The following is a 25,401-nucleotide window of genomic DNA, read 5'->3' on the forward strand; positions in this document are numbered from 1 at the left end:
CCGGGCTCCGGGGCGTCCGGGAATGTCGGTGCGTGCGTTACTCGCATGCCGATCATGCGGATCGTCACGGCCATGTACGGCTGGCGGTGATGATGCCGCTGGTCGGTCGTCCCGGCGAACGTTCGGCGGCGACCACCGACAGATATTGCGGGAGCCTTTCCGTGGTGTCGGAGACCGGCTGGAGCGGCCGAAGCTGTTGCGGAAGAGACTGTTTCGCGAGTCGCTCGATGAGTGTGATGCGCCGGAGCTGCCGCGGCCGGTGTCATGCCTCGGCGATCTCGGTCTCATCGACTCCGAAAGCTGAACCAGGTGAATGCGGCCGGGTGCTGCGGTCGAGCGGCGGTTGCGTGCGAGATTCGCAGGGCGGGAGTGTTTTCGGTGCCACAGAGCAGATCGCAACGGCGTTTTGAGCGAAACCTCCTTGGCCGCTCGGTGATTCGCAGGCCGGGCTATCCGACTCGGCTACTGGGTATTCGCAGGCGGGGTGTCCGACTCGGCCGCTGGGTGATTCGCGGACAGAGCTGTCCGAGCCGGATTCGGCCCGGTCGCGTTCGGTGCGCCGGTGTCAGGGCATGATTCAGGTGCCGCGACGGGATGTGAAGCGCGGCAGGACGTTGCGTCCGTCAGCGCGGACTGAGCACGACGACCGCGATCGGCCGCTTGGTCTGCTTCTGGTACTGCGTGTACCGCCCCTGATTCACCTTGTCGACGAGCCCCCAGCGTCGCGCGTAGTTCGCGTCGTCGGGGTAGGTCGCCCGCGCGTGCACCGCGATCTTCCGGCGGCCGACCTGGATCTCGCAGTCCGGCGCGGCTTTCAGATTCGCCAGCCACCCCGGCGGCCGCGGCGATCCGCCGTTCGACGCGGTCACCAGATAGTCCTGCCCGTCACGCGCGTAGGTCAGCGCACTCGTCCGCGCCTGCCCCGACTTCCGCCCGACCGTCCGCAACAGCAACGTCGGATTACCCGCCAGCAGCCGATGCCCCACCAGCCCGCCACTGTGCTCGTAAACCCACTGATGCGCCCGCAACACCTGCACGAACAGATCCGCCACGTCGCTCCTCCCGTCCGTCCCCTTCACCCGCCACACTATCTGCTACGCCATGTCCCGGACACCATCGAGTTCCTGGCGATCCGAATAGGCGAACAGTCCCCCGATTCGGTACCATCGCCCTGCCCGCAGTTACCACGCGGTCGGGGGCGGTAGCTCAGTCGGTTAGAGCCGCGGACTCATAATCCGCTGGTCGTGGGTTCGAGCCCCACCCGCCCCACAATCCCTGCTGCCAGCGAAAATGCTTGGTCGGTTCAGTCGAGTCGATACGGCAAACGCTCATTGAGCCGCAGATCATGCGTCTGTTTCCCGCTGATGGCGCTGCTCGCGGCAACCTGAGACGGCCTGAGGGGATCGCTGATCAAGAGCGCCGGGCGAAGGCCATCCCGTAGGGCCGAGGTCGCTGGTGGCGAGGTCGCGCCGGTCCGCGCGAACTGGGCTGCTGTTCTACCCACTGACCGGGTTCATGTCCGGGTCGACGCGGCGCAGTGCGGATGCGAGCCATTCGGTCCGGCGGTGCTCGACAGGCATTTCGGCCAGGCCGTCCGTGGCTTCCTCGATCGCGTGGACCCTATCCCCCAGCAAGGACAGGACGCCGCCGCGCTGCACTCCGCCGAATCCTGGTGTCCACCAATACATTGCCTCCGGTGGTTCGACGCCGTGCGCGGCCTCGGTCGCGGCGTCGGCGGCGGCCAGCGCACTGCGGGCTTCCCGCGTCTCGCCGCGGGCGGCCAGTAGCTCGGCCCGGCGCATCCGGGCGTAGGCGACAAGGACTAGATGCGCGCCGCGGACGGCCAGCGCCGCGTCCGAAAAGGCGATCACTTCGTCGTAATCGCCTGTCGCGCTCCACGCGACATATCCGGCGAAACCGAGACTGTGCACAAGTCGGTCCGGGTCGCCGGATTCCGCCGCCAGTTCCACCGCCGTAGTCAGGCTGCGCTGGGCGGCGGTGTCCGCGCCTACCGCATGCTCGAGCCAGCCTCGATACTGCGTCATCTCGGAAGCGAGTACCACCGCGTCCGGTCGTGCCGTCTGAGCCTCACGCGCGAATTGCTCGGTCATGGCCGACATTCCGCGCACCGCTGGGAGGACTGCGAGAGCACCGGCCGCATCCTCGATACGCCGGGTGGCGGCCAGCATCGCGCTCACTTCGGACAGGGCGCCGGCATCCACGCTCGAGGCCGATCTCGCCGCGACTGTCAGACGGCCGAGGTCTGTAGTCCCCAGTACCCGCTCGTAAGCGGCGGATACCCCGGCAGGCACCGGCCGTTGTCCGGTCTCGATCGCCGAGAGATACGACCGGCTGTAGAAAGTCCGTTCCGCCATCGCGCGCACAGAGATACCGGCCGCTTCACGAGCGGCCCGCATGATCGCCCCTGTTTCCACCACTCCAGCCTAACGGGGCTGCGGACACCTGTGGACGCCGAAACCGTAGGTGCGCCAACGTTGCCCGCTTAGCGTCGAATTCGGCCCCGCCGCCGGGCCGAACTCGATTCTCCGGCGGTGGGTGCGAACCACTACGGCAGCAGGGGGACCGGATGCGTACACGACCGACTGCGTTCGGTTGGATCAATCTCGAGGTGAGCGTCGCGCCGCACTGGGACCGCGCCCAGGTTCAACGCCTCGCCCGGCATCTCGGCTACCTCCTCGTCTGGGCACCTGAAGACTCGGTGATCCCGTTGGTCGACCAAGTGCGCGCGGCAGACGTTGACGCCGTCATCATCCCCGGCCCGGATCATCTCGACGTGCTGGAACTGAACGGCATCATGTCGATCGCCTGCGTGGAATCCGCCCGCCCCCGGCTGAGTTTCGCGCGCTGGCTCAACGTCGACGCCGGGCTGAGCGAGTGATCGTGCTGGGGTACGCCGTGGCGGTGGGCCTGCCGGCGATGGTGATCGTCTGGTCGCTCTGGCCCGAACACGTCCCGCGTGAACGATCCTGCAGAGATTACGAGTTTTAAGATACGCACGGCAGCAAGGATTTTCGTGACCGATAACCGCACTCGTACGCGACTGAGTTTGCTACCGCAACTGCTGCCGGTGCCGAATGGGCGGAACCGGGGGAGAATCGATGGCGGGCCAGGCGGGATCCGCGATGGGGGACGCACATGCGAGCGATGCGGTCATCGATCGGATTCGACGTGCCGACTTATGAACTGAGGTTATGGGCATGAGGCGATACGAGGTTGTCATAGATCTCGGGGGTAGGACATTCGCTTCTGGCACTTGGTGGCACGTTGCGGCAGCCGGAGTTCTGCTTCTCGTCGCAGCCGCATTGTCACTACGCTTGGTCAGATCGAATGACAGACTGACTTATCGATTGATCTATGCAGTCTGCGCCGGTATCGCGGCAGCCTCGATCGTTCTCGCTTTGGCGACAATCCATCAGACAACCTCCGAACATCGACTGGAAGCTGAGACCGAAGCGATTGCCGACAAGTCCGGATACCATTTCTTCGGAGATCGAACCTTTCCCACGGACAGCCCATTGCAGAACTTTCCTGTGATAATGCAGAACGATACAACGGTTCAGAATTGCTACTTGTCGATGTGGTACCAGAACCAAAAGTCCGGTCAATGGATGACACAACTAGCGAAGAACTGGCGAGACAATTTTAATACGGTGAAAATTCAGCTCCTGTGCCCGTAGGCGCGCTGAGATGGTGTCAGCGGCATATTCATTGGGGTATGACGGCTACGCGGTGAACCGATCGCGTGGGCGGAGTCGACCGTCACTGCGGTGCCGCTTTCCGTCACCTTGGTGGTGCGTGGCATGTCGGCTCCGGGAACTCCGGTCTCGTGATGATCGGCAGTGCGGTGGTGAGGTAGTCGTCATCGGGACTGGTCTGCCGTACTATGTTATGAATACCCTTGGTAGACAAGGCAATCGAAGGTCGGTCGACCGGCGAAGGGCTGGGTGTCACTGCCTTCGGGGAGGAGTCCGATAACCATGCCCATCGCGAAGGTCGCCATCGATGCGGGTTACCCGGTTGGACAGGAGCTGAAGTCCCGGGGCCAGAGCCTGGTGCGTGGTATCAAAGTGGTTGTGCAGGTCTCGGTAACGCGGACCGACGGCCCGAAGAAGCCGGAACGGCAACAGTTGCGCGGCACCTACAAGCCCGATCCCAACCCTCATGACAATCCCGCGTACAACAAGAAGGGCGCGCAGGCGAGGTTCTACGACGCTGCCGCCGAGGCCGCATCCCAATTCCTCACCACTGCGCCCTACGCTCTTGTCGCGATCAACGAACTCCAATTCTACTGGGAAGGGCAAACCTATCGCGCAGAGCGGTGGGATGGGTCGCCCCGCAGTTACAAGAACAAATGGCAGGTCGACGGCCCCGAAGTTCCTGAATGACCCTCAGCGGTCGGTGATCTGCAGCCGTCCGCCGATCGCGACGGTGCCGTCGTCGGTGGACAGGCGCAGGTCCAGCGGCGTGGCGTCGAAACGCACGGTGTCGACGTCCACGTGCAGGGTGGGCACCGTGTAGACGTCGAACGACAGTCCGGTCAGGGCGTCGCGGACGTACGGGCTGATGTATCCGGTCAGGGCGTTGGCGACGAAAGACAGTACGACGCTGACGATATCGCCCGAGGTGGGGGTGAGGTGGAGGTCGAAGTCGTTCACCCCGGTCGTCTTCGCCGAGAGCTTCGTGTCGTCGAGGGCCAGCTGAACGGTCGCGACCGGGTCCGGGGTCAGGTCCAGATCGAAGAATCCGTCCGTCGATCCGAACAGGACCCAGTTGATGCCGGCCGAGCCGCTACCGGTCACCGTGGCCGCGACGCTGATCGTGTTGTCCTCCGCCACTTGGCCTTGGACGCGGAGGTCTTGCATGGTGATGGTCGCCTTGTAGTACGCCGTGCCGATCCCGACGTCCGCCTCGTCGTGAGGTTGCTCGGTGTGCCCTTCGAGATCTCGGGTTCCGATGGCCGTGACGGCTCGGACCGCGTCGGGACCGAGGACGATGAAAAATGGTTCGTCGGGCCAATTTTCGTTCTGCGCGGCCGGCAGCGAACTGCCCGCGACGTTCGCGGTGCACACGAGATGGTCGTCCGTCACCACGACGGCCGGCTGGGTGAGCGTGATGCCCTCGATCTCCGGAATCGGCACGGGCACACCGGCGAGTAACCGACGGGCCGCGTCGAGCATGACCGGGACGACCCACGACCTTGTCGTTGTACACCCAGTCGGGGAACTTGTGCCCGGTCGAGACGGTCGCGCGCAGCGGCTCGAGGACGAGGTCGTCGCCGGAGGTGTCGACGGTGGCGGCGATCTGCACGCTGGCGGTGTCCTGGGCCGGGGTGCCGTCCACCGTCAGCGTCAGCTTCACCTGCGGGAAGTCGAGATGGAACACCTGAGTCTCGTTGGTCGCGGCGACGCTGCGCAGGAGTTCCGCGCGGGTGATTCCGTCGAGTTCGCCGTCGCCGACGAGATGGGCCGCCAGACCGTCATGGTCGACAACGGATTTCAGGTCGAACACCGGTACCTGCACGACGTCCCAGGACAGCTCGTAGGTCGTGCCGCTCTGGGTGAATGTGGTGCTGTCCCGCCAATACTGCGGGTACTGGCGCTGATACACGTGCTCGATGATGTCGTTCAGGGTGTCGGTGGACAGTCCGACTGCGACGTCGCTCACGGGAAATCCTTTCGGAGGGTGCTTATTTCACAGGAAACGTTGAGAACTTCAGTGGCGCAATGAGTTCGCGCGCTCAGAGGGCGTTGGCCGCTTTGGTGATGGCGCAGTTCTTTTCGAGCAGCTTCAGGGCCTCGTTCATGGTGATGCCGCATACCTCCACCAGGGCAGAAGCGAGGGTGGGGATGTCGAACTCGCCGAATCCGAGCAATGTGTCGGCGACGTTTGCCACCGACTGCTCGAAGTGGATGAACAGGACCTTGACGAGTTCGATCGCGGTCTGCCCGAGCCACAGCACGCCCTGCATGAGCAGTGAGAGCCATGCCTTCACGTCGTTCAGAATGCCCGCGAAGAACGCGGCCGCATTGTCGGAAATCCAGATCAGGATCGCCTTGGGGAGATCGGTGAGCACATCGGCGGTGACCGTGAGGTCCATGGCTGGGTTGAAATGCACTCCACACCAGGTGAAGTCGAGGTTTGCGTGCAGGTTCGCCGCGCTCATGGACACCGCGCAGCCGACATCGAGGCTCGCGCGGGGGCCATGAATCCCGAAACCTTTCGGGATCACGGTGATTCCATCGACCTTGACATCGCCTTGCAGAGTCAGGTCGAAGTTGTAGTCGCCGCTGAAGCTGCCCTCGAGTCCCTTCTCGGACAGCTCGGCGGTCGCGTCGGTGGTGAACAGGTTCAGCAGGTTCGTGTGGAACGAGAACGCGAACCCGTCCTCGGCGGCGTGGCCGGTGAACGTCTCGACCAGGCCGAGAAGTTTTACCTGCCCGGACGCATCGAAGTACGTCTTGCCGGGTGTGTCCAGCGCCGTGGTATCGATCGCGACGTGGGGTCCGGTTTTGCCCGTGGCGTCCGACAGGGTGAAAAGATCGCCGAAGACGATGGCCGGTTCGATCGAGCCTGCCGCGGCAATCCCCTTGTCCCCCAGCACGGCCTTGATCTCGAGCGTCCATTCGAAGAACCGGACGTCGGCGTCCAGCCCGAAGCCTTTCGGGTAGAGATGCCCATTGGGAGCGGTCCAGCCGTTGGGGTCGGCCACCACATAGCAGTCGAGCCGGGTGATCGCGATGCTGTCCAACAGGGGAACGCTGTGCAGGTCCGTGCCGGTGAACTGGCCGACGATCGCGGCGAGCGTGAGTTCGTGGCCGGAGGTCGAATCGAGACCGAACACGAAGGCGCTCGGCGCATCGAGATCGGTCAACTCGCCACCGATGGTGAGTGCGAAGGCGTCGGGCCCGGTGCCGATCAGGAACTTCCCGAGCAGGCCGACCGTCAGTCCGGTGTCCTCGACGCCGATGTCGAGGCCGAACTCATCGATGGTGAGCCCGCTGATGCCGAAGGGGGCGACCCAGTGCTCGATGGATACCGACAGAGTGAGAGTCGGTGGTAGCGCCAGACCGATCACGCCGCGACCGACGAGGGGGACCTTCTCGTCCTGCACGGTGAACGTGACGTCGGCTTCGACGCTGAACCTGGTCGTCGTCAACGTGACGACCAGCTTGGTGAAGTCGACCGAGTGGAAACGGGCGGGCTGGGGCAGGATGCCCTGGATGCTCGAGTCGAGCAGTTTCTTCGTGTTGATGCTGGCGGACAGGTCGAGTTCGACATCCCCGGGCAGGACATGGGACAGGACGCTCAGCGCCTTGTCGGTGAGCAACAGCGAGCCGATGAACGTCACGCCGGGATTGATCGTCTCGGGCAGTCGGGGCAGCTTCAGATCCGGGAACGGCCCGGTCCATGTGTCCGTCGACACCAGGATCCCAGCGTCGCGGATTTCCAGATAATCGAAAACCCCGCCGAGGTCGGACCAGATCGTCCCGGGGTTCCAGTCGGGCTCGACCACGATACCGACCACGAACCCGGCCTGGCTGGTGTCGGCGGCGGACATCGGTTCGTTCCGGTAGGCCGCCATCAGTGCGGAGGAGCCGGTCCGGCGGGCAGCGAGGAACAACTGGACCGACCCGAGCTTATCGTCGGAAACCTCTGTCGCCACGGCGAATTCGTAACTCGCGGTCTTCGTCATGCGGAGTTCGCGGGCGGCGTCCTGGCCATGGCGCACCAGAACGGCGGAATTCTTCAGGGTGATCGCGGGCAGACCCGACGAGGCGAGAACGTCCGATCCGGAGAACGCCCCGGCCAGTCCCGTCAGCGACACCTCCGGCACCACGCCCTTCAGCTCGAACCCGGTCGAGCGCACCGCGAGCGACGCGTCGAACGAGGCGACCTGCTCTCCCGAGCGGCCGGTGAGCGCGGCGGTGGCGGTGATCGTGCCGTCGAACCCGGTGTTCGCCCGATAGTCGAGGTCCAGCGAGCCTCCGGTGAGGTGGAATGTGGCGGGCCCGAGCGGGATCGGCCAGTCGCTGGCGATCGCCAGGCCGAACGAGTACTGCTGGTCGCGCAGGTCCGCGGAGACTTCCAGCCGGTCGAGCGTCAGCTCGGGCAGCCAGGTCGCGCTCGGTACGTACTTCTGGACGATCCGGGACAGCGGGATGCTGGTGTCCGGGTCGAGCGCGCCGTCGAATCTGATGCTCGACTTCGCGTAGTACGCCGAGATTTCGAGGTCGTACTCGTCGAGGAACCGGAACGTGCCGACCAGCAGTGCCGAGATCGTTAGCGTCCCCACCGGATCCTCGACGGTGAACGTCGCGCTGACGCTCGGAATCGACACCTGGCCGGGTATCACGTCCAGTGACCGGCCCGTGCCGACCGTAACCGCGACCGAGGCCAACCGGGCCGGGTCGAGGCCGATCACCGCACTCAGGTGGGTCAGCAGGATGGTCTCGGGCACCGTCAGCACGTCCTGCACCAGGTCGGCGACCGGTGCGTCGTGCAGGAAGTCCGCGAAGGCCGACAGCGCGTACGAGGACGCCGTGGTGAGGTCGGCATCGAGGATGAGGTAGCCGCTCAGGTCGCTGGTGCGCGCCGACACCGCGATATCGGGCACCCCGTGGCCGATGTGGACGGCACTGTCGAACTGCAGGCACGGCCCCGGCTCGGCCGCCGCCGCCGCCGTGAAGGTCAGCGGCAGCGACAGGCCGCCGATCGTCAGCGCCGGGGAGGGCGTGGTCGTGATCCGGGTCGTCGGGGGCGTACCGCTGGTGATCGCCCCGCGCGGTTGCGGCAACCGCAGGTCTGGGAACACGGCCAGAGCGGCCAGCGAGCCCTTGCTCGCCACATCGTCCGCCGCCAGATTGAGGCCCGCCGCGGCCTCCGATCGCGTGAGGCTCGACCACACCAGTCGCGGCCGTCCGAACACCAGGTCGGTGAGCGCCGCGGCGTTGTCCCGCCAGTCCGGGAAGGACACGCCCGGATTCCACGAATCCGGATCGGGGGTCAGCACGACCTGCAGCGCGGGCGCGCCCGCGTCGGCGAGGTCGAACGACAACGCCAGGCTGGGCGCGTCGACACCGAGCAGCGTCGCGGACGTGCCGGTCAGCACTACGGCGTCGTTCTGGCGCGTCGGCCCCTGGACATCGGTCAGCACCCACTTGCCGCCGGTGAGCGGAAACGAGTCGGTCACCAGGACGCGGATGCCCTCGGAATCCAGCGCGCCAGGCGCCATCGCGAATGTGCCCGCGGTGACGAGGTTCGCGACGGTGGCCAGTAGATCGTCCAGCGTGGTCACAGCGTCACCCGTCCAGCCGGGAAGTGATTGTGCCCCTGACGTTTTCGCTGATCGTGTTGCCGAGGTCGGTGAGCGTGCCGGACTCCCCGAGCCTCTTGTTGATCTCGTCGACGATCTTCTTTCGGTTCTCGGTCGTGTTGAGTTCCTGGTTGATGAGATCTTTGAAGCTGTCCCCGATGTCCACGTTGATGTCGATGTTGCCGGGGTCGGCGTCGATGCTCAGTGACGTGCAGGTGATCGTCAGGGTGTCCAGGGCGTTGTGTGCGCCGCCGCTGGTCGGAAGCACGGTATCGGCCGTGGCCGAGGCGACCGTGACGGTGAACGGCCCCTGTATGGGGTCCTGGCCCTCGATCGTGACCACGGCAGTGCCGGTCAGCCGCAGTGGCGCAGTCAATGTTCCGGTCTGTTCGTGCCCGCCGGCGTCGCGGTACCGCACCGTGCTCTTGTCGGGCAGGGTCGAAAACCATACGCGCGCAGTGACACCCGGGTCGAATACCAGATCGTCGGCGGGCGCGATCGCATCGGCGATCCCGGCCAGCGCGCAATCGTTCAACGCGACATCGACCGGCGTGTCCCATACCTCGACCTGGAATGGAATTGAGCTCAACTGGTACGGATCCAGCTTCGGTGAGGTGACCCCGAAGATCACGGCGGGCAGATAGTAGTCGCTCGCCGAGTTGTTCACCGCGCTGCCGAAGCGGGCGAATATGCTGTCGTCCACCGTATTTCCTCCGGCGGCTGGACCGATGGACCGGTCGAGCACCGAACTCAGGTTCTTTGTCGGCTCCCGGGCCAGGCTGTCCCGGTTGTTCTGCTCGTTGAGCGTTTCCCCGATGCGCGCGAGGAGTTCCGTGCGCGCGTTGGGGTCGCCGAATGCCTGTGTGACGGCCGGTTCCAAGACATCCGGCTGCAGGCCCGGGTCATACTTGTCGACCGTTACCGGGCCCAGTGTCAGCGCCGGGTCATCACCGACTTGCTTGCCGCGCAGTCGGATTCGGCTGATCGCGATTATAGGCCGCCCTTGCCCGTCGACCTCGAGGGTCCAGTCGACCTCGGCCCACAGCGTGGTGACGAACAAGCTGAACGTCCCCGCACAGGAGTAATCGAAGGTGGGCCAGGCGAACGGAGCCTTCTTCTCCTGCTGCGCGGTGACCGTCCGCGTCCCCTCGTCGGCCATGCTGAGTGACTGGGTGAGCGTGTAATCGCCTGTGATCGTCAGCTCTTGCGGCAGTTCCGGGAATGTTCCGAATGCGATCGTGACGGTCGAGGTATAGCCGCTGCCCGCGCGCGCCACGACCAGGTCCGGCTCGAGACGGGCGTTCTGGAGCCCGTCGACGGTCACGTTCGACAGGTTCAGTGTCGGCTTGTCGTTACCCGGCGTCTCGATGACGTCGAACTGATCCGCCTCGACGCGCGGGTCGAATTCGTCCGGGTGTCTTGCGATCAGAAAGGACCAGTACGCCTTGAACGAGTCCCCGAACACACCGGCGACGGCGATCGCGCCCTGATCCTGGAGCGGGCCGATCGGCCAGGAATCGGACCGCAGTGGCAGGACTTTGTGACCGTGGTCGTCGGTCAGGCCGGACAGCACGGTCGGCAGGTAGAACTTGGTGCCGGCCACGGCCATTCTCGGTTGCAGCGTATTGAACACGAATCGGAACAGACTTTCGCCCATGATGTTCTCCCGGTGGAGCGGTGCTGGTGGTGATCAGCGGTCTCGGTCGACGACGTGCAGCGCGATCCGTTCGAGCGCGTCGCGGTAGGGGTTGCGGGGAAAGGGCCGCAGGTACTCCAGCGCGTCCAGGGCCTGTGTGCGCGCGTCCGCGTACGCGCGGGCGAACCCTGTTGTGGTGCGGACGTCGTCCACCAGTCCGGTCAGGTCGTCGGGCATGGCCTGCGCGCCGCGCATGACGCGGCTGAGCCGGTGCTGCTCGCCCAGTTCCGCCATCGCGTACACGATCGGCAGCGAGGGTTTGCGGCGGGCGAGGTCGATGCCGCGCGGCTTCCCGGAGACGGACTCGTCCTGGGTCAGGTCGAACAGGTCGTCCATGATCTGGAACGCGCGCCCGACGCGGCGGCCGAAGCAGCCGATTCGGCGCACGTCGCGGGTGTGGCCGTCGACCAGCGCGATACCGCTCTCGCACGCGAGCGCGAACAGCACGGCCGTCTTGCGGTCGATCGTGCGCCAATAGCGCTCCACGAGAACCTCTGTGCGCCACGACGGATCCACCCGCAGCTCGTCCAGTTCCCCCGAGCAGATCCGGAAGGCCACGTCCAGCACGGACTTGACCAGGCCCAGGTCGCGCTCGACGTCGATGCACTCCACGAACCCGCGCACGGCCTGCACGAACTGCATGTCACCCAAGAGGATCGCCGTCCCGGCCCCGCGCGCGGAGTTGACCGAGGGCAGCCCGCGCCGCACGGCCGAGTGATCGATCACGTCGTCGTGGATGAGCGTGGCCATGTGCAGCATCTCCAGCGACACCGCGCCGCGGGCCGCCTTCAGCGGCAGTTCGCCCGGCCCGTGCACCAGGTGCGCGGACAGGGCCAGCAACATCGGACGCAGTTTCTTGCCACCGGTGTAGAGCGCGCGCTCGGTGTCGGTGAGGTAGTCGCGCTGCGGTACGAGCGCCTCGTCCAGCAGTGCGCGGTACCGGTCGAGGTCGGTGGCCAGCAGCGTGCGCCACACCTGCGCGATCGGGTCCGCACGCGGACCCGGCCGCAGCACGGTCGTGGGCGGAACGATCTCCGTGGCGGTCATTGCGGCGGATCCGTGAGCAGGCTCGGTTCCCCCGCCAGGACCGCGACGCGCAGCCGTTCGGCCACGGCGTCACGCACCAGGCCGGCCAGGAATCCCGCGGCGTTGAGCCGATCCCGCGCGATATCGGCTGCCGCGCCCGTCCACGCCGAATCGTCCAGCGCCAGGTCGAAATCCGGGAATTCGACGCGGACCGCACCGGCGGCATCGGTCACCACGGCGGCTCCGGTGATCCGGCCGGTACCCGAACCCTCGAACAGGGAGGTCGGCACCGCGGCCGCGCGCAACTCCTCGCGGCCGGCTCGGGCTTGCCGGTGGAACTGTCTGATCAGGTCGCGCTCGTCGTCGTCCCGGCCCTCCCAGACGTCGTCGGCGAAGGGGTTCCGCATCGCGGCCAACTGCTCGGACGGGAGCTCGGCCGGCTCACCCGAATGCGTGTTCACGGTCTGGTAGATCTGCTCCGACGTCATCGCGGTGGTGTTGCCTTTGTCGTTCCCGGTGCCCTTCACGGTTTCCGCGAACTTGCCCACGGCGTCCACAGCCTCCTGGTACTTGGGTTGGAGCGTCTGCTTCGTCGGGTCGGTGGGGTCGTAGTCGGGGTCGAGGTAGTGGATGTAGGTGGAGGCCCCGACCTGACGGACGAAAGCGTTGAGGTTGTAGTTCGCCGGGGTGCCCGAGGGCAGGGAGTAGGTCTTGTCCGGGTCGTTGACCAGGCCCGTATCGTTCTTGACCGCATCGTGGGTGTCGGCCGCCATCGTGGACGTATCGCCCTTGGTCCAGATGTCCTTGGTGAACGTTCCCAAGTTGGGGTCGAACAGCTCCGCGAACACATCCGTGTGCTGGTCGTACAGGTTGAGCAGACTGGCGCCGTTCTCGGTCTGCGCCAACCTCATTCGCTGGTCCCGCGCGTTGTCGAGCCATTCCGGGTGCGTTTCGGTCTCGTCGCCGGATCTGGGCGCGGTGGCCGATTCCGACAGCAGCGACAGGTCGCCGCCGCCGTCGACGGTTGCGACGCGGTCGGGCGTGGCGTCGATCGCGTACCGTGCTCGCACCAGCAGCGGCGGCAGTCCCAGCACCGTGCGGTCGCCGTCCGATACGGCCACGGCGTCCGGCTCCCGCGTCGGCTCGACGGTCACCTCGGTGAACCGCAGCGACAGCGCGCCCGAGGGGTAGCCGATGTGTGTGGGCATCTCGACCGTGCGCGCCAGCGGCATGGCGGGCGGCGTCGGTACGGACAGCGGGCCGTGCGCGGTCATGACCGGACCTCGATCTGGCCGGTGGCCAGCAGGTGGGTCTCGTGCGTACCGAGCGTGAGGTTCGCCGCCTGCACCCAGATCGGCACGTCCTGGACCTTCAGCCGATAACCGACCGGATGGTCGAGCTTGCATGAGAGCTTCTGGCCCTTCACGCGACCGATCAGGCTCGGGACGAGTTTGTTGACCAGTGCCTGGACCAGGGGTTTGGCCGCGGCTTCGAGGACTTTGTCGATTCCCTTCCCGTCCGGCTCGACTTCCGCGTGCGTCAGGTTCAGGTCGGTGACCGTGGCGGTGAATTGCTCGGCCGAGTCGGCCGACACTTTCACGGTCAATGTCGGTTCCTGCGGTGTCAGGGTCACCTTGTACTGCATCGGCGTTCACCGTCCTCGGTATTGTCGGGATTCGGAGGCTTCTACTGGATGTTGTTGCCGGCCTTCTTCAATGCGCACGTGCTGCCGAGCACCGTGGCCGACACGTCGAAGGACACGTTCAGCTCGCCCGACCACGACGTCGCATCGGTCGAGCTGACCGTGATGTCGTCCACGCTCGCGAGGACCGCCTTGGCCGCGAGGGAGGCCGTTTTGTTCGTTCCGTCGGGCTGCTTGTCGTAGAGCGTCTTGTTCTTGTTTGCCGCCGCGGCCTGCTGTGCGAGGTTCAAGGCGTAGCCGCGGTTGACGATCGCGAACACCGGATCGGTGGGCCATGCCGACGGCACCGCCACGGCGGTCGTGTCGCCGTCCGTGGCCACGACGATCAGGTGCGTGTCGGTGATGAGGACGCCGACGATGGTGAGCTCGAGCGTGGTCTGCCCGAACGGGAACTGCTGCGAAGGTATTTCGTGTCCCTCGAGGACCGTGGCGAGCTTCTTGAACACTTGCGGCAGGATGATGCCGTTGACGAACGGCTTCGCCTGTCCCAGTTGGCTTTCGTCCGCCCAGACGGCCAGCGGAGTGAGCGACACCGTCGGTGTGTTCGACTCGGAATCGGTAGTAAGCGTCACCTGCCCGTAGAACTCGACCTCCGGGGACACCGTGGGCAGCTTGGTGACGGCCATCTGCAGGCTGGGGATCGACAGAACGAAGACGTTGTCGGCCGGAAGGTCACCGTCGGGCGGGTGTTGTCCGTTCTTGTCGACCGAGTCGCGCCACTTCTCCAGCGTGGGAGCCTCGAACCGGAAATCGGGTGCGTCCCCGACCACCGCCCAGGTGCCCTCCACCCCCTGGCCCTGGTATTCGCCTTGGAAGAAGGCGTCGTATGCCTTCTTGTCCGGGGCGTTGTAGAGCTCGGCGATTCCCGCCGAGAAACTGGCCGAGTCGATGCCGAGCACGACATCGAATTTCGTTGATGTGGCATCGAATTCCATTGCGGCACCTTTCATTCCCGAATCCGGGAGGCAGAGCAATTTCGGCCGGTCGGCACGGCACCCACGTGCCGCCGACCGGAATGAAGTCGAATGAATATGCGCACTTCGAATTTCCGCGTATCGCTATTCACCGTGAATTCGTGCGCGCAGGACGAAAATCGCGCATTCGCACGGAGTATCTCGAAGTGTCGAAAGAGATGAACTCGATGAGTTCCGACGATTAGCTTCGGTGACGATGTGGCCGTGGGCCTCAGGTAGTGCTCGTGGGTTCTGTCGAATGAAAGTGACTGGGCAACAAGTTGATTGAAACGTCAGCCGCAGCCGCCCGCTACGAACACAGCCGACTCGCAAGGAAACTCACAGCGATAACCACGGCGGAAGTCGAGCACTCGTGTTCGGAGGTCATGGTTGGCTACCGCTTAATTTTCCTGCGCAACAACAGAATTCGAGAACCGCATCCGCAAGCATGTGCGATGGTCGATCGACCAGAATCAACATTACCGGCTGGAACACGAAGTGTCACTAGTCTTTTCGGATCGAGTCCATGACGGCGAACCTAAACCGAACGGTCGCCCTCGGCGGTCCGCCCGCCCGGTTGCCCGACAACCGCTGCCGACGTGTGCCCGGCGGCCGATGTGGTGTTCCGGCCAGCGACGACGACTTGGTCGTGTTCGTCATCGGCGACGAGAGTGGAGCCCTGTCCACGTCTGCGCGCGGCGATCGACTTCCCGGGCGATGACCTGGGCCGATGCGGGGGTCACGATCGTGTCGTCGTCGCCCACGGTGATCAGGTAGCGGCCGGCGGCTCGGTGGTCGGGGGCGATATCGAGCCAGCTGATGTATTGCGGCGGTTGGTGCAGGTCGGATTCGACACGCAAGTAGCCTTCTGCGGTGCGAGGTGTGCGTAGCAGCAGGCGGATTCGCTCCTCGACCGGTTGTTGTCCGAGGTTGTCGCGGCGCCATGTGCGGGGCGGCTGGTCGCCGCGAACCCGAGGGGTGTAGCCGATCAACTGCTCGGTCTTTCCGGGGCGCATCGGCGGCAGGGTGGCGGCGACGTGGTGTCCGAGTCGTTCCCGCCGGGCGACGACGAGAATTAAGTCGCCGCCGAAATCCGTTGATTCACCGGGCTTCTGGAACAGTACGACGACGAGATCGGCGACAACGGAGGTGAGCGCTCGGATTCGCCTGTCCGAGTTGTGAAACCGACCCCAGGAGACGATCCGTAGATCCGGGTCGGCCACGGTGCGTAGCGGTCCGACGAGGTCGGGGTCGCCGTGACGGGGATGGCGGGCGGAGATCTCCGTGCGTAGTCTCGTGTATTCCTCGCCCGTGGAGGGGCTTTCGAGAATGTTGATCGGGAAGGGGATCTCATCCGAGCCGGTCTCGGCTGTCCAGACATACGCGAACTCATCGGGCGTGAACTGCCAACGCGATCGGGTCCTCACTGATCGGCACCCGGTTGTTTCCCGGTGGCGTCGCCCGAATTCGCTCTCGAGCGATCGGTCTCCTCGTTCGGCCCTGCGCCCCAACCGTATTCGATGAACAGACCGGTGAGTTCCGGGTTTGTCTCCGGTGCTGTCGTCGACCCGGGCTCTGGTGGGCACTGGGCTCGCATCGCCTCGGACGCCTGCGCTCCCTGCGTGTGGGAGTAAGGATCGGCCGCGATGAAGTCCGCTCCGATAACCTCGACCGGCGGCTCCAATCCCGCTGTCCAGTCCGGCTGCACGGCCCGCAAGTAGTCCGGGCTGTAATGCTCTCGGTCTTCCTCCGTCTTGTCGCCGTGCTTGCCGACATGGGGCGCCATCGATGTCGGCACCTGAGCCGGTCTCGCGGTAGCCGCCGGCGTGCGATTGCTTCGAGCGGCGGATGCGGTGCTCGGCTGCGCCTCTCCCGGACCACCGCCTGTCGCCGAACCCGGACCGAGGCTGAGGGAGTCACCTGCCGCTGCCGCACCCGGACCACTCGAAACGTCGGTGCCCGGGCCGAATCCGGCTGCCGTCGTTGTCGCGGGCGTAATCGTATCGCCCGGTGTCGACGGCCTGCTCGGCTCAGCCGGTGTCGTTCCATCCGACTTGCTGCTATCGGGATCTGCTGCCGTCGGCCGGGTGGGCTCATGGTCCGAAGCATCCGGCTTCTGCGCGTTCGGGCCTGGGTTGCGCCGAGTGTCCTCGGCGCTCGTTGTGACCCGGCTGGTATTCGAAACCCCGGGATTCGTTGTGCCAGGATCTGTTCCGCCGACTCGAGGCGCCTGGCTGTACGCCGGAACCCCGGCACCGGCCGGCGGAAAGCTTGGCGTATACAGCGTCTGCATCACGTAGACCGCCAGATCCCGCGCGGACTTGCGCTGGCTCTCGATGCGATCGGCGTAGGCCGGATTGATCAGGCCGGGCACGATCGATTCAGCCGCGTTGTCGGGATTCGTCGCCACGGTCGCCGCCCCCGCGGGTACGGGCGGGACGGCGCGCCGGATGGCATCAGCAGCCCAGGCAATCGAATCCAGCCGCTGGCTGACGACCTCGAAAACCTGCCCGATCTGATTGGCGGCGTGCGCAATTCGTTCCGCGGCGGCCTGCGCCGCGCTGCCGCTCACGCCCTGCCACAACCCGTGGTTGAAGATGTTGTTCATCCCCAGCAGGTTGAAGGTCGAGAGGTTCTCCAGAGCGCTCGCGGCATCGAGCCAGTCCTGCTGCAACTGACGCAGCCGGCGTACATCCATACCGCCGGAGCCGTCCGAGCGGCCGAACACCGCGATGTAGATCTGCTCATGAGTCATGCTCGCGAAATGTTCATTTGTTTTTGCATAATCGGGATCTGTGCCCGCACCTTCGTTGCTGAGCTGGTTTTCCTCAGTTTCGGCCTGCGCCACGGAATTGCTGATCTTGTGCTGAACATCCTGGATCGCCTGGATGTCCTGCGTGCTCATCACGCCTGGTATCCCGGCCCGGAACAACGTAATCGGCGATGGAGGCAAGAATGGCGCTGGTGATGTCGACCTAGGATCGTCCGTATCGAACATGTTTGCTACCCCCTGATGGCCGTGGGCGACGCTATTGCGACACACCCTGGCCGGGTCATTTTATCATGTGGATGTTCGGCTCCGCCGTGCCGATTTTCGCCACGGCCGGGTGTGCAAGATCTTTTATCCGAAAGTCGTGCTGGTCAGGCGGTGATTTCTGGATATTTTTCCGAACCGTGTCCGCGTGTCGAGAGTGACTATCGGGTAAAATTCCGAACAGAGTGCTAAGGGGGCACGAGATGGGCACACTGCGGATCGACTTCGGCAACGCCGAGATCAAAGTGTTCAACGAGGCAGTCGCAGCCGGTAGCTTCTCGATCTCTGCAGATGCAGCGCAGCAGGCGAAGCGTCAATACGACTTGATGCTCAGCGAGCTGGCTCGTGTTCGGCAGACTTTCAAGTCCGCCACGCACTTCTCCGGGTTCGGCGGCTTCAGGTCCGCCCAGGAGCTGCAGGACGGGTTCGTCGGTAAAGCGATCGTCGGAATGGCGGTCATCGACCAGCTGACCGACGTCGTGCGACAGATTCAGGTCGCCTATCTGCGTGCAGGTAAACAGTTCGCAGAGGCGGATCAGATCGACGCTGCCCGCCTGAAGCAACTGACCACCGCAGCCGTGGATGCCGGCGGCCTGCAATGAAACTCATTCGATTGGCTATAGCCGTAGCGCTTCCGATGCTCGTCCTGGTGGCTTCCTGCGCGAAAGACAGCTCCAGCAATTTCGGCTCTGGTCCAACCGCGACCAAGACCGCAACGCCGAGTATCGCCGCTTCCGTTGCCCCGGCGGCCGTTCAATACAATCACGGCCGAACTGCGGTGAATTTCGACCCATGCATTGGTGTGGGGGATTCGGCCATCTCCGAAATCGGGTTCGATCCCGCAACGCGCGAGCGAAAAGACCAGATCGACGACCGATACTCTTTCATCGGCTGTATGTTCGATCAGAAGGGGTCGGTCGATGGCTCAGTTATGGACGTGCGTGAGCTGAGGATCTGGTCTACCAACGTCACCATGGACGAATTCCGTCAGAGGTATGCCGGAAAATTTACCGACGCCAAGGTGAACGGTCGGGATGCGCTGATACATCCCGATGGTGCGGGGACCTGCTTTCTGGAGACGGCGGGCCCCGACGGCACGCTCGATTTTCAACTGGGCATTTTGGATCCGAATTCCACCGAGCAGGCATGCGAGAAAATTATCGATATCGCGAGTGTCATCCAGTCCGTGGTCCCCAGGTGAGGGTGACCGCACTGTCTCGACGAGTTCAACCTTTCGGACACGATATCGGGTGACCGAGGCGATTGACGACCTCGTAGTACAGGGCCGGGACCTCGCCTTCGATGGACCCGTTCTCCGGGTCGAACGGAGACTTCTGGATGACCCGCCAGCTGATGAGATCACCGTTGCTCTCGAAGAGGTTCCAATATCGCTGCCGTAGGTCGGCCGGAATGTCTGTGCAGCTCAGCGCCTTATGTTCCATCACGGTGGTATTCAATTTGCCCGCTGCCCCCGTGGGGTATGGCTCGCCGCAGGACGGCGGGTGCCCGTAGCGAGCGGTCATGATCCGGTACAGGACTTGGATGTCGCTGGTCGGACTCGGGCCGAGTCCTTGATCGGCAGGCATGGATTCCACCTCGTTCAGCGGCTTCAAATGGCCGCCGGAGTCGTACATGTACGAGTATTCCCACCGCAGGTCCTCCGGCACGGGCAAGCAGGTCAGTTTCAGGTAATCCTGATCTGGGCCGGACGGAGTTGTCGAAACCGGTGCGGAGTCGTATGAATCGATGCAACCGCCGACCATGATCAGTGTCGCAATCACCATTCCGGCATATGTGTGCGTACGAACCAGTCTGCGCTGTCGGATGACTCTTCCCCCTGGCTAATTGTCGTTCTGGCGATGGATCCCTGCTATATCTCCATAACCGTCGCGCATGGCGGTCTCGTGCCCGTCGCGGATACCCAGCTGATCGAACAAAGCGGTGACGTCATTGGCCGGATTGGTGGCACTCGGATTCGAGGGATCGTATGGCATGGACCGGATATCGGACCACGACTTCAAGTTTCCGTTACCATCGAACAGCTCCGAATGCGCGGACCGGAGGTCGTCGGGAATTCGAGTGCTCGCCAATACGGCATAAGCTTGTTGATCGAAGTTCGGCGGATTCAGGCCGATGTCGTTGTTGGCCGCAGTCGGCGCCGGTCCGATAATTGCCTCCTTCAGCGGATCTCCGCCGAGCCCGAGGATCTTCGATATCTCGTCGCTGAATGGGGCATGCATGGTGATCTTGTCGTCACCGTCGCCTATCGGAAAGCTGGTGCCGATAATGGATTTGATGGCCTCGTAGGCCAATTTCTTATGGCCGTAGTGATCTTGTGCCGCCTGGTTGGCATCACTGACGTGCGCACTGATCTGGTCCCGCAAACCCGCGTCGACCAACCCCTGCAGCTGTCCTGCGCTGTACAGCTGGTTGCGCATCTGCATATTGTTGGGATCATGACCGTAGTTCACCTGATGCTGGAGCGCGGCGGCCAAAGCATGAGCATTGAAATTCTTCCCTGCCTCGCTGTCCGTATCCAGCAGGGCGAAGATATTCTTTGAGCCGCTGAATGTTCCTTTCCCCGAAGGGTCGGTCCAACTGTCGCCTTTGATATTGGTGACCTTGAAACCGTCATGCGCCGAGTTCGTTCCGTTGATCAGATCGTTGACATACGGACTCATGCCACTGGACAGTGACCGCATGAGTTCGGGATTGATCTGGCCCGCTGACTTGCGGTCAGTGCCGGGAATGTCGTAGAGCTTCCACTTGTCGTCGCCACCGGCGATGTGACCGGGTGTGTTGTCGCCCGCGGCGAATTGCGCGAACGAGTTCATGATCGCCATGCGATGACGGGAGGCAGCCATATCCACCGGATTGTTCGAAGTGGCGATGGCCGGGTTGTGGTCGTCGAAGTCGAACAGTGTGGACACCGCTTTGCCCTTGTCCGCCCATTGATGTGTCAGCGCATCGTGGAGGAACTGTTCGTTCGGCTTGCTGTCGAGATCCGCAACCAGATGTTGGACGGCCGGTTTATCGTCGCCTACGGCGTGGAAGAACTGTTCGGTAAGCGCTGCGTGGTAGTCCGCGGGCCGGCCGTCGACGCTGAATGCGAAGGATCGATAGTCGGGGTTCTGTTCCAGAGCGGTTTGTGCTCGGAGGTACTTCGCTCCATCGTCGAGGACCTTCTTGTCGAGATCACTGCCGTAGCGAAGGCCCGGGTCGGCGGTGGCGGCGATCTCGGCGATCGCTCGGTTGTCCGCTACCCCGTTGAGATTCGTGTACTTCGTCGTCGATCCGACCGACGTGTTCACCGTCCACCCCGAGGCGACGAGATCCTTTCGGTCGAGCGACTGTTGCATCTTCCTGGGCAGCAGCTTGATTCCACCCTTTTCCGGTATCGCCGGGTTGTGCTGCACTCCGGAGGTCACGCTGTCGGTGGAGATCAGTTGGAGCGCGTTCGCCAGGCCCTTGCGTGCCTCGGGCGGCAGCTTGTCCATGATCTGCTGGACTTCCTGGGGACTCTTCCCGTCCAGTGATCTACTGAGCTGGTTGATGTACTCCATCTGCCCGGCCGGGATCGTCACGGTGTTACCGCTGTGCAGCGCCGCGAGTTGTTCGGGGGTCAGGTGTCCGGCGTCGATCAGGCGCTGGATCTCGGCCTGGGGCAGGTGCTGAGGGTTCTCGGTGAGTCGTCGGGCGTCTTTCCTGCCCTGATCGGTCCCCAGGGCGGCGGGGGATGCGAAGGCGATCGCCAGACCATTGCGGGCGTTGTTCAACGCATCCCGAACGCTGATATCCGCGGACATCGCGTCGTGAATCGCGGTCTGCAGGTCGCGATTCATTGTTCCCATTCGCGACAATTCAGCACTCCCGATGGTTCCGCTGCGGCCGACCGTCAGGCTGATCGGGGCGACCTGCCACCCGTTGTGATCGCATTCGGCCAGGAGTCCGCGCGCACGTCGCAACGGGGCGTCGATCGAATCGCGGCCCTGCCGAGCGCGTTCGGCCAGCGCGCCGAGTTTGTCCGCCAGCGTCCGCACCGCTCTGAGGTCGCCGGTGGCGCGGTCGTGAGCGGCCCGGGCGGTCCTGCCCTCCCAGAAAACACCGTCGACCTTCGTCACGGCGTCGACGTAGCGCTGAAAAACCTGTTCGAGGCCGGAGCCGATCTGATCCCAGGTGTCCGCCCAACTGGTCAGGGTGGCGGGATCGGCTGTGCGTACCCAGTCCAGGGGCGAGGCCGCGGTCATTTCGAGGTGTCCGGGTTCCACTCGCCGGTGGCGCTCCGGTACACGGCGATCAGCGTGTCGGCGGCCCGCTCGTCCTGCGATTTGAACTGTGTGGCAACGGAAGTCATGACGTCGCCGGTCTCGCGCAGACGCGCCGCGGCGGTCGGCAACAGCGCGTCGGTGATCAGGTCACGCGTGATCTGTCCAGCGGCGGTCGCGGACAGTAGCGGGTTGTCGGCATTCGGATCCGGCGGATGCTCGCCCTGCACGCAGGCAGCGTCTTTCGCGAGGTTGTGCACTGTCGTGGCGAGTTTGCCGAGATTTTCCAGATCGATTTCGAAGTTCATCGGCCCCCCAAGGTCTACGCGACTATTTACGAACGGTATCGCACCATTCTTCGAGAGTCCAGAAGATTGGCATGGGAGGCAAGAAAATGGCCATTGTTTCAGTCGAACCACTTGCCGGCGAACGGTTTTCGGGCAACCGGTTCGGGCGGGCTAAGTTTGCGGAACGAGCTGCTCGTTATTTGCTTATATCGCTGCTCGGAGTTTGCTTTCACCCCTGATCTCGTGCGGCGCGGTGTGCCGGTGGATGATCATGTCGACCGACTCGGAATTCATTTCGGCCGCTCCGGCGAATGTGGGATGTGCGCAGAGCTGTCGTCCGACCGGCTCGGATCGCCTCTGATGAGCGATCCGGGGGTGCTCCGGCGATGCGCTATTGACACCGGTAGTGCGGTCGATCACACTGGGCGAGAAAGTTGACATGACTGTCACGTCATGAGGAATCCAGAGGAGGCAGCGGTGCCTGAAGTTCCCGATATGCGCGCGTTGGGCCAGGAGGTCAGCAATTGGGGGCGGTGGGGGAGTGACGATGAGCGGGGGACCACGAATCTGCTCACGGCCGAACGGGTGTCGGCTGCGGCGGGGCTGGTCCGGACGGGGGAGGTGTTCGCACTGGGGATTCCGCTCGACGGAGACGGGCCGCAGCCGGGTGGGCTGCGGATCAATCCGATCCGGTTGATGTCGGAGAACGGGCAGGAGCAGGTGCTGCCGGGTGGGTTCAAATGGGCCGACGACTTCGTGTTCATGCCGCTGCAGGCCGGTTCGCAGTACGACTCGCTGGCGCACGTGCACTACGACGATCAGCTCTACAACGGTCATCCCGGCGACGGGGTCACGGTCAAGGGCGCGGACAAGTGCGGTATCCACACCCAGGCCGGCGGCATCGCCGGACGCGGCGTGCTGCTGGACATCGCGCGAGCGCGCGGCGTGGACTGGCTCGAGGCCGGCACCGCGATCGGGCCCGATGAACTCGACGAGGTCGCCGCCGCGCAGGGCGTGGAGATCGGCGCGGGCGACATCCTGCTGTTCCGGACCGGGTGGCGCAAGAAATTCCTGACCGAGCGCGACCCGAACAGCTTCATGGCCGGTGAGCCCGGTCTGAGTCTGGCGTGTGCGAAATGGCTGCGGGACAAGGACATCGCGGTCGTCGGATCGGACAACTGGGCCGTGGAGGTGATGCCGGGCGAACATCCCGGCACGGCATTCGAACTGCATATGGTGCTGATCCGCGACATGGGCATGACGCTCGCGGAAATGCTGGACTTCGAAGACCTTTCGCAGGCCTGCGCCGCCGACGGGCGATGGGACTTCTTCTACACCGGGCCCCCGCTGCCGTTCACCCGCGGTGTCGGCTCACCGATCAACCCGATGGCGATCCGGTGATGGTGCGTCGGATTCGAATCGGCAAGGAGCAGAGCAGATGTTGATCGGTGACATCGTCGAATACGGTGCGCGCAAACACCCGGAGCGGATCGCGCTGCGGTTCGAACAGGAACAGATCACCTACGGGCAGTTGCGAGATCGCTGCCGCCGCTTGGCGAATGCGCTGCTGGGCGTCGCTTCGCCGGGCGACCGGATCGCGATCCTGTCCTCGAATTGCACGCAGTACCTGGACTGCTATTACGGCGTCCCGATGGCGGGCATGGCGCTGACGATTCTCAACGTCCGGCTGCATCCGGACCAGATCGTCTCTCTCCTGGAACATTCCGAGGCCCGGGTGCTGATCATCGCGCCGGAGTTCGCCGAGGTGGTGGAGCGTATTCGCGATCGCATACCGTCGGTGACCACGGTGGTATCGATCGGACCTGCCGCCGGAGCCACCGCCTGGGACGAATTCCTCTCGGGCGCTTCGGCGGAAGCGCCCGAGCATGCTCCGGACCCCGACGACCCGGCCTGGCTCGTGTACACCAGCGGAACCACGGGAACGCCGAAGGGGGTGATGATCTCGCACCGGAACCTGCTCGCGGGCGTGACCTCGTCGGCGCTGCAGTGGGAGGTGCCGGAGGAGACGGTATTCCTGTTCTGCTTCCCGCTGTGTCACATCGGCGGATACGTGGTCATGATCAACCATCTGCTCGGCTGCACGGTCGGGATCCTGCGGTCCTACGACAACGCGACATTCCTGCGTCTGGTGGACGAATGGCAGGTCACCCAAACGGGTTTGGCCCCGACGATGATCAATTTCCTGCTGCAGGATCCGGAGCTGGACAAACATTCCCTCGACACCCTGCAGGCGGTGGGTTACGGCTCTTCGGCCATCCCCGCCGCCGTGCTGCGCGCCGGACTCGATCGGTTCGGCTGCGACTTCTATCAGGGCATGGGGATGACCGAACTCGCCGGTAACGTCCTGCATCTGGACGAGTTCGCGCATCGTCGCGCGGCGGAGGGGGAGACCGGACTGCTCGCCTCGGCCGGAAAACCCATGCGGCTGGCCGATATTCGCATCGTCGACGACCAGTTCGCCGACGTGCCGACCGGACAGGTCGGGGAGATGATCGTGCGCGGCGATCAGGTGATGCTCGGCTACTGGCAGGATCCGCAGGCCACCGCCGATGCGTTCACCGACGGCTGGTTCCACACCGGCGATCTGGTCCGCCAGGACGAGGAGGGTTTCGTCTACATCGTCGACCGGAAGAAGGATCTGATCATCAGTGGCGGGGAGAATGTCGCCTCGCTGACCGTCGAACAGGCCCTGTATCGGCAGCCGGGCGTCGCGGAGGCGGCCGCGATCGGTGTGCGGGACGACACCTGGGGTGAGGTCGTCTGCGCGGTGATCGTCCTGCGCGAGAACGCCACCGCCACGGCGCAGGACATCATCGCCGGGTGCCGCGAGCAACTGGGCGGGTTCCAGGTGCCGCGCCGGGTGGAGTTCGTGGAAGCACTGCCGAAGAATGTGACCGGAAAGATTCTCAAACGGGAGCTACGCCAGCAGTTCTCGTGAGAAATCCGATCGACCGACGCCCGTTCCCCCTGGGAGCGGGCGTCTTTCGTCTCCGATACCTCCGCAGTGCTGATCCGCGGATCGATTCCCGTGCTGTGTGCAACCGCTGGGAATAGGTACTCCGATCCGATCGCGTATCATCTCG

Annotated in this window: 21 protein-coding genes and 1 tRNA gene; 8 read left to right on the forward strand and 14 right to left on the reverse strand. The window is 64.3% G+C overall.

Going from position 1 to position 25,401, the window contains the following annotated elements; translation table 11 throughout:
- Positions 1 to 623: 623 nt before the first annotated feature.
- Complete coding sequence (locus K7711_RS18825; protein WP_222970702.1) at positions 624 to 1,052, reverse strand: nitroreductase family deazaflavin-dependent oxidoreductase; 429 nt, start codon at positions 1,050 to 1,052, stop codon at positions 624 to 626.
- Positions 1,053 to 1,195: 143 nt separating this feature from the next.
- Between K7711_RS18825 and K7711_RS18830 the strand changes: the two genes are divergently transcribed.
- A tRNA-Ile gene (locus K7711_RS18830) sits at positions 1,196 to 1,269 on the forward strand.
- Between the two features lie 227 nt (positions 1,270 to 1,496).
- On the opposite strand, the gene K7711_RS18835 is transcribed toward K7711_RS18830, so the two are convergent.
- Entirely contained in the window at positions 1,497 to 2,435 is a 939-nt protein-coding gene (locus K7711_RS18835; RefSeq protein ID WP_222970703.1) for a helix-turn-helix domain-containing protein, read from the reverse strand.
- A gap of 194 nt (positions 2,436 to 2,629) precedes the next feature.
- Between K7711_RS18835 and K7711_RS18840 the strand changes: the two genes are divergently transcribed.
- On the forward strand, positions 2,630 to 2,899 hold the full coding sequence (locus tag K7711_RS18840) for a hypothetical protein (protein WP_308014819.1): 270 nt from the start codon (positions 2,630 to 2,632) through the stop codon (positions 2,897 to 2,899).
- A 1,099-nt stretch (positions 2,900 to 3,998) separates the two neighbouring features.
- Entirely contained in the window at positions 3,999 to 4,406 is a 408-nt protein-coding gene (locus K7711_RS18845) for a hypothetical protein (protein ID WP_222970705.1), read from the forward strand.
- Positions 4,407 to 4,409: 3 nt separating this feature from the next.
- Here the strand turns inward: K7711_RS18845 and K7711_RS18850 are convergent, their stop codons facing one another.
- The gene (locus tag K7711_RS18850) at positions 4,410 to 5,198 is read right to left on the reverse strand and encodes a hypothetical protein (protein ID WP_222970706.1); all 789 of its coding nucleotides are present in this window, start codon (positions 5,196 to 5,198) and stop codon (positions 4,410 to 4,412) included.
- Between K7711_RS18850 and K7711_RS18855 the strand changes: the two genes are divergently transcribed.
- On the forward strand, positions 5,197 to 5,748 hold the full coding sequence (locus K7711_RS18855; protein WP_222970707.1) for a hypothetical protein: 552 nt from the start codon (positions 5,197 to 5,199) through the stop codon (positions 5,746 to 5,748). The genes K7711_RS18850 and K7711_RS18855 overlap by 2 nt on opposite strands.
- A 10-nt stretch (positions 5,749 to 5,758) precedes the next feature.
- On the opposite strand, the gene K7711_RS18860 is transcribed toward K7711_RS18855, so the two are convergent.
- The 8 genes from K7711_RS18860 to K7711_RS18895 form a co-directional block, all read right to left on the reverse strand.
- Positions 5,759 to 9,316: a hypothetical protein gene (locus K7711_RS18860; RefSeq protein ID WP_222970708.1), complete on the reverse strand. Its 3,558-nt coding sequence runs from the start codon at positions 9,314 to 9,316 to the stop codon at positions 5,759 to 5,761.
- A gap of 4 nt (positions 9,317 to 9,320) precedes the next feature.
- Positions 9,321 to 10,991 (reverse strand): hypothetical protein, encoded by a 1,671-nt coding sequence (locus K7711_RS18865; protein ID WP_222970709.1) that lies wholly within the window; start codon positions 10,989 to 10,991, stop codon positions 9,321 to 9,323.
- A gap of 33 nt (positions 10,992 to 11,024) precedes the next feature.
- Positions 11,025 to 12,077 carry a polyprenyl synthetase family protein gene (locus K7711_RS18870; RefSeq protein WP_222970710.1) on the reverse strand — a complete coding sequence of 351 codons (1,053 nt, stop codon included), beginning with the start codon at positions 12,075 to 12,077 and terminating at the stop codon, positions 11,025 to 11,027.
- On the reverse strand, positions 12,074 to 13,330 hold the full coding sequence (locus K7711_RS18875; RefSeq protein ID WP_222970711.1) for a hypothetical protein: 1,257 nt from the start codon (positions 13,328 to 13,330) through the stop codon (positions 12,074 to 12,076). The genes K7711_RS18870 and K7711_RS18875 overlap by 4 nt, the downstream gene beginning before the upstream one ends.
- The gene (locus tag K7711_RS18880; protein ID WP_222970712.1) at positions 13,327 to 13,701 is read right to left on the reverse strand and encodes a hypothetical protein; all 375 of its coding nucleotides are present in this window, start codon (positions 13,699 to 13,701) and stop codon (positions 13,327 to 13,329) included. Before K7711_RS18880 ends, K7711_RS18875 begins: the two co-directional genes overlap by 4 nt.
- Positions 13,702 to 13,742: 41 nt before the next feature.
- Entirely contained in the window at positions 13,743 to 14,693 is a 951-nt protein-coding gene (locus tag K7711_RS18885; protein ID WP_222970713.1) for a hypothetical protein, read from the reverse strand.
- 674 nt (positions 14,694 to 15,367) lie between these two features.
- The gene (locus K7711_RS18890; RefSeq protein WP_222970714.1) at positions 15,368 to 16,138 is read right to left on the reverse strand and encodes an ESX secretion-associated protein EspG; all 771 of its coding nucleotides are present in this window, start codon (positions 16,136 to 16,138) and stop codon (positions 15,368 to 15,370) included.
- On the reverse strand, positions 16,135 to 17,616 hold the full coding sequence (locus tag K7711_RS18895; protein ID WP_222970715.1) for a hypothetical protein: 1,482 nt from the start codon (positions 17,614 to 17,616) through the stop codon (positions 16,135 to 16,137). Before K7711_RS18895 ends, K7711_RS18890 begins: the two co-directional genes overlap by 4 nt.
- A gap of 332 nt (positions 17,617 to 17,948) precedes the next feature.
- Between K7711_RS18895 and K7711_RS18900 the strand changes: the two genes are divergently transcribed.
- Both K7711_RS18900 and K7711_RS18905 read left to right on the forward strand, forming a co-directional pair.
- Positions 17,949 to 18,347 (forward strand): hypothetical protein, encoded by a 399-nt coding sequence (locus K7711_RS18900; RefSeq protein ID WP_222970716.1) that lies wholly within the window; start codon positions 17,949 to 17,951, stop codon positions 18,345 to 18,347.
- Positions 18,344 to 18,946, forward strand: a complete 603-nt coding sequence (locus tag K7711_RS18905) for a DUF3558 domain-containing protein (protein ID WP_222970717.1) — start codon at positions 18,344 to 18,346, stop codon at positions 18,944 to 18,946. Before K7711_RS18900 ends, K7711_RS18905 begins: the two co-directional genes overlap by 4 nt.
- A 25-nt stretch (positions 18,947 to 18,971) precedes the next feature.
- Here the strand turns inward: K7711_RS18905 and K7711_RS18910 are convergent, their stop codons facing one another.
- The 3 genes from K7711_RS18910 to K7711_RS18920 all read right to left on the reverse strand — a co-directional run bounded on the left by K7711_RS18910 (position 18,972) and on the right by K7711_RS18920 (position 22,318).
- Entirely contained in the window at positions 18,972 to 19,418 is a 447-nt protein-coding gene (locus K7711_RS18910; protein WP_222970718.1) for a hypothetical protein, read from the reverse strand.
- A 168-nt stretch (positions 19,419 to 19,586) separates the two neighbouring features.
- Positions 19,587 to 21,992, reverse strand: a complete 2,406-nt coding sequence (locus tag K7711_RS18915) for a TPR repeat domain-containing protein (RefSeq protein ID WP_222970719.1) — start codon at positions 21,990 to 21,992, stop codon at positions 19,587 to 19,589.
- The gene (locus tag K7711_RS18920) at positions 21,989 to 22,318 is read right to left on the reverse strand and encodes a hypothetical protein (RefSeq protein ID WP_222970720.1); all 330 of its coding nucleotides are present in this window, start codon (positions 22,316 to 22,318) and stop codon (positions 21,989 to 21,991) included. Before K7711_RS18920 ends, K7711_RS18915 begins: the two co-directional genes overlap by 4 nt.
- A gap of 474 nt (positions 22,319 to 22,792) precedes the next feature.
- On the opposite strand from K7711_RS18920, the gene K7711_RS18925 reads away from it, so the two are divergent.
- Both K7711_RS18925 and K7711_RS18930 read left to right on the forward strand, forming a co-directional pair.
- Positions 22,793 to 23,698 carry a cyclase family protein gene (locus tag K7711_RS18925; protein ID WP_222970908.1) on the forward strand — a complete coding sequence of 302 codons (906 nt, stop codon included), beginning with the start codon at positions 22,793 to 22,795 and terminating at the stop codon, positions 23,696 to 23,698.
- A 37-nt stretch (positions 23,699 to 23,735) separates the two neighbouring features.
- Positions 23,736 to 25,256: a long-chain-fatty-acid--CoA ligase gene (locus K7711_RS18930; RefSeq protein ID WP_222970721.1), complete on the forward strand. Its 1,521-nt coding sequence runs from the start codon at positions 23,736 to 23,738 to the stop codon at positions 25,254 to 25,256.
- Positions 25,257 to 25,401: the final 145 nt, after the last annotated feature.

This window comes from Nocardia coffeae (assembly GCF_019890715.1).
In the GTDB taxonomy this organism is placed as follows: domain Bacteria; phylum Actinomycetota; class Actinomycetes; order Mycobacteriales; family Mycobacteriaceae; genus Nocardia; species Nocardia jiangxiensis.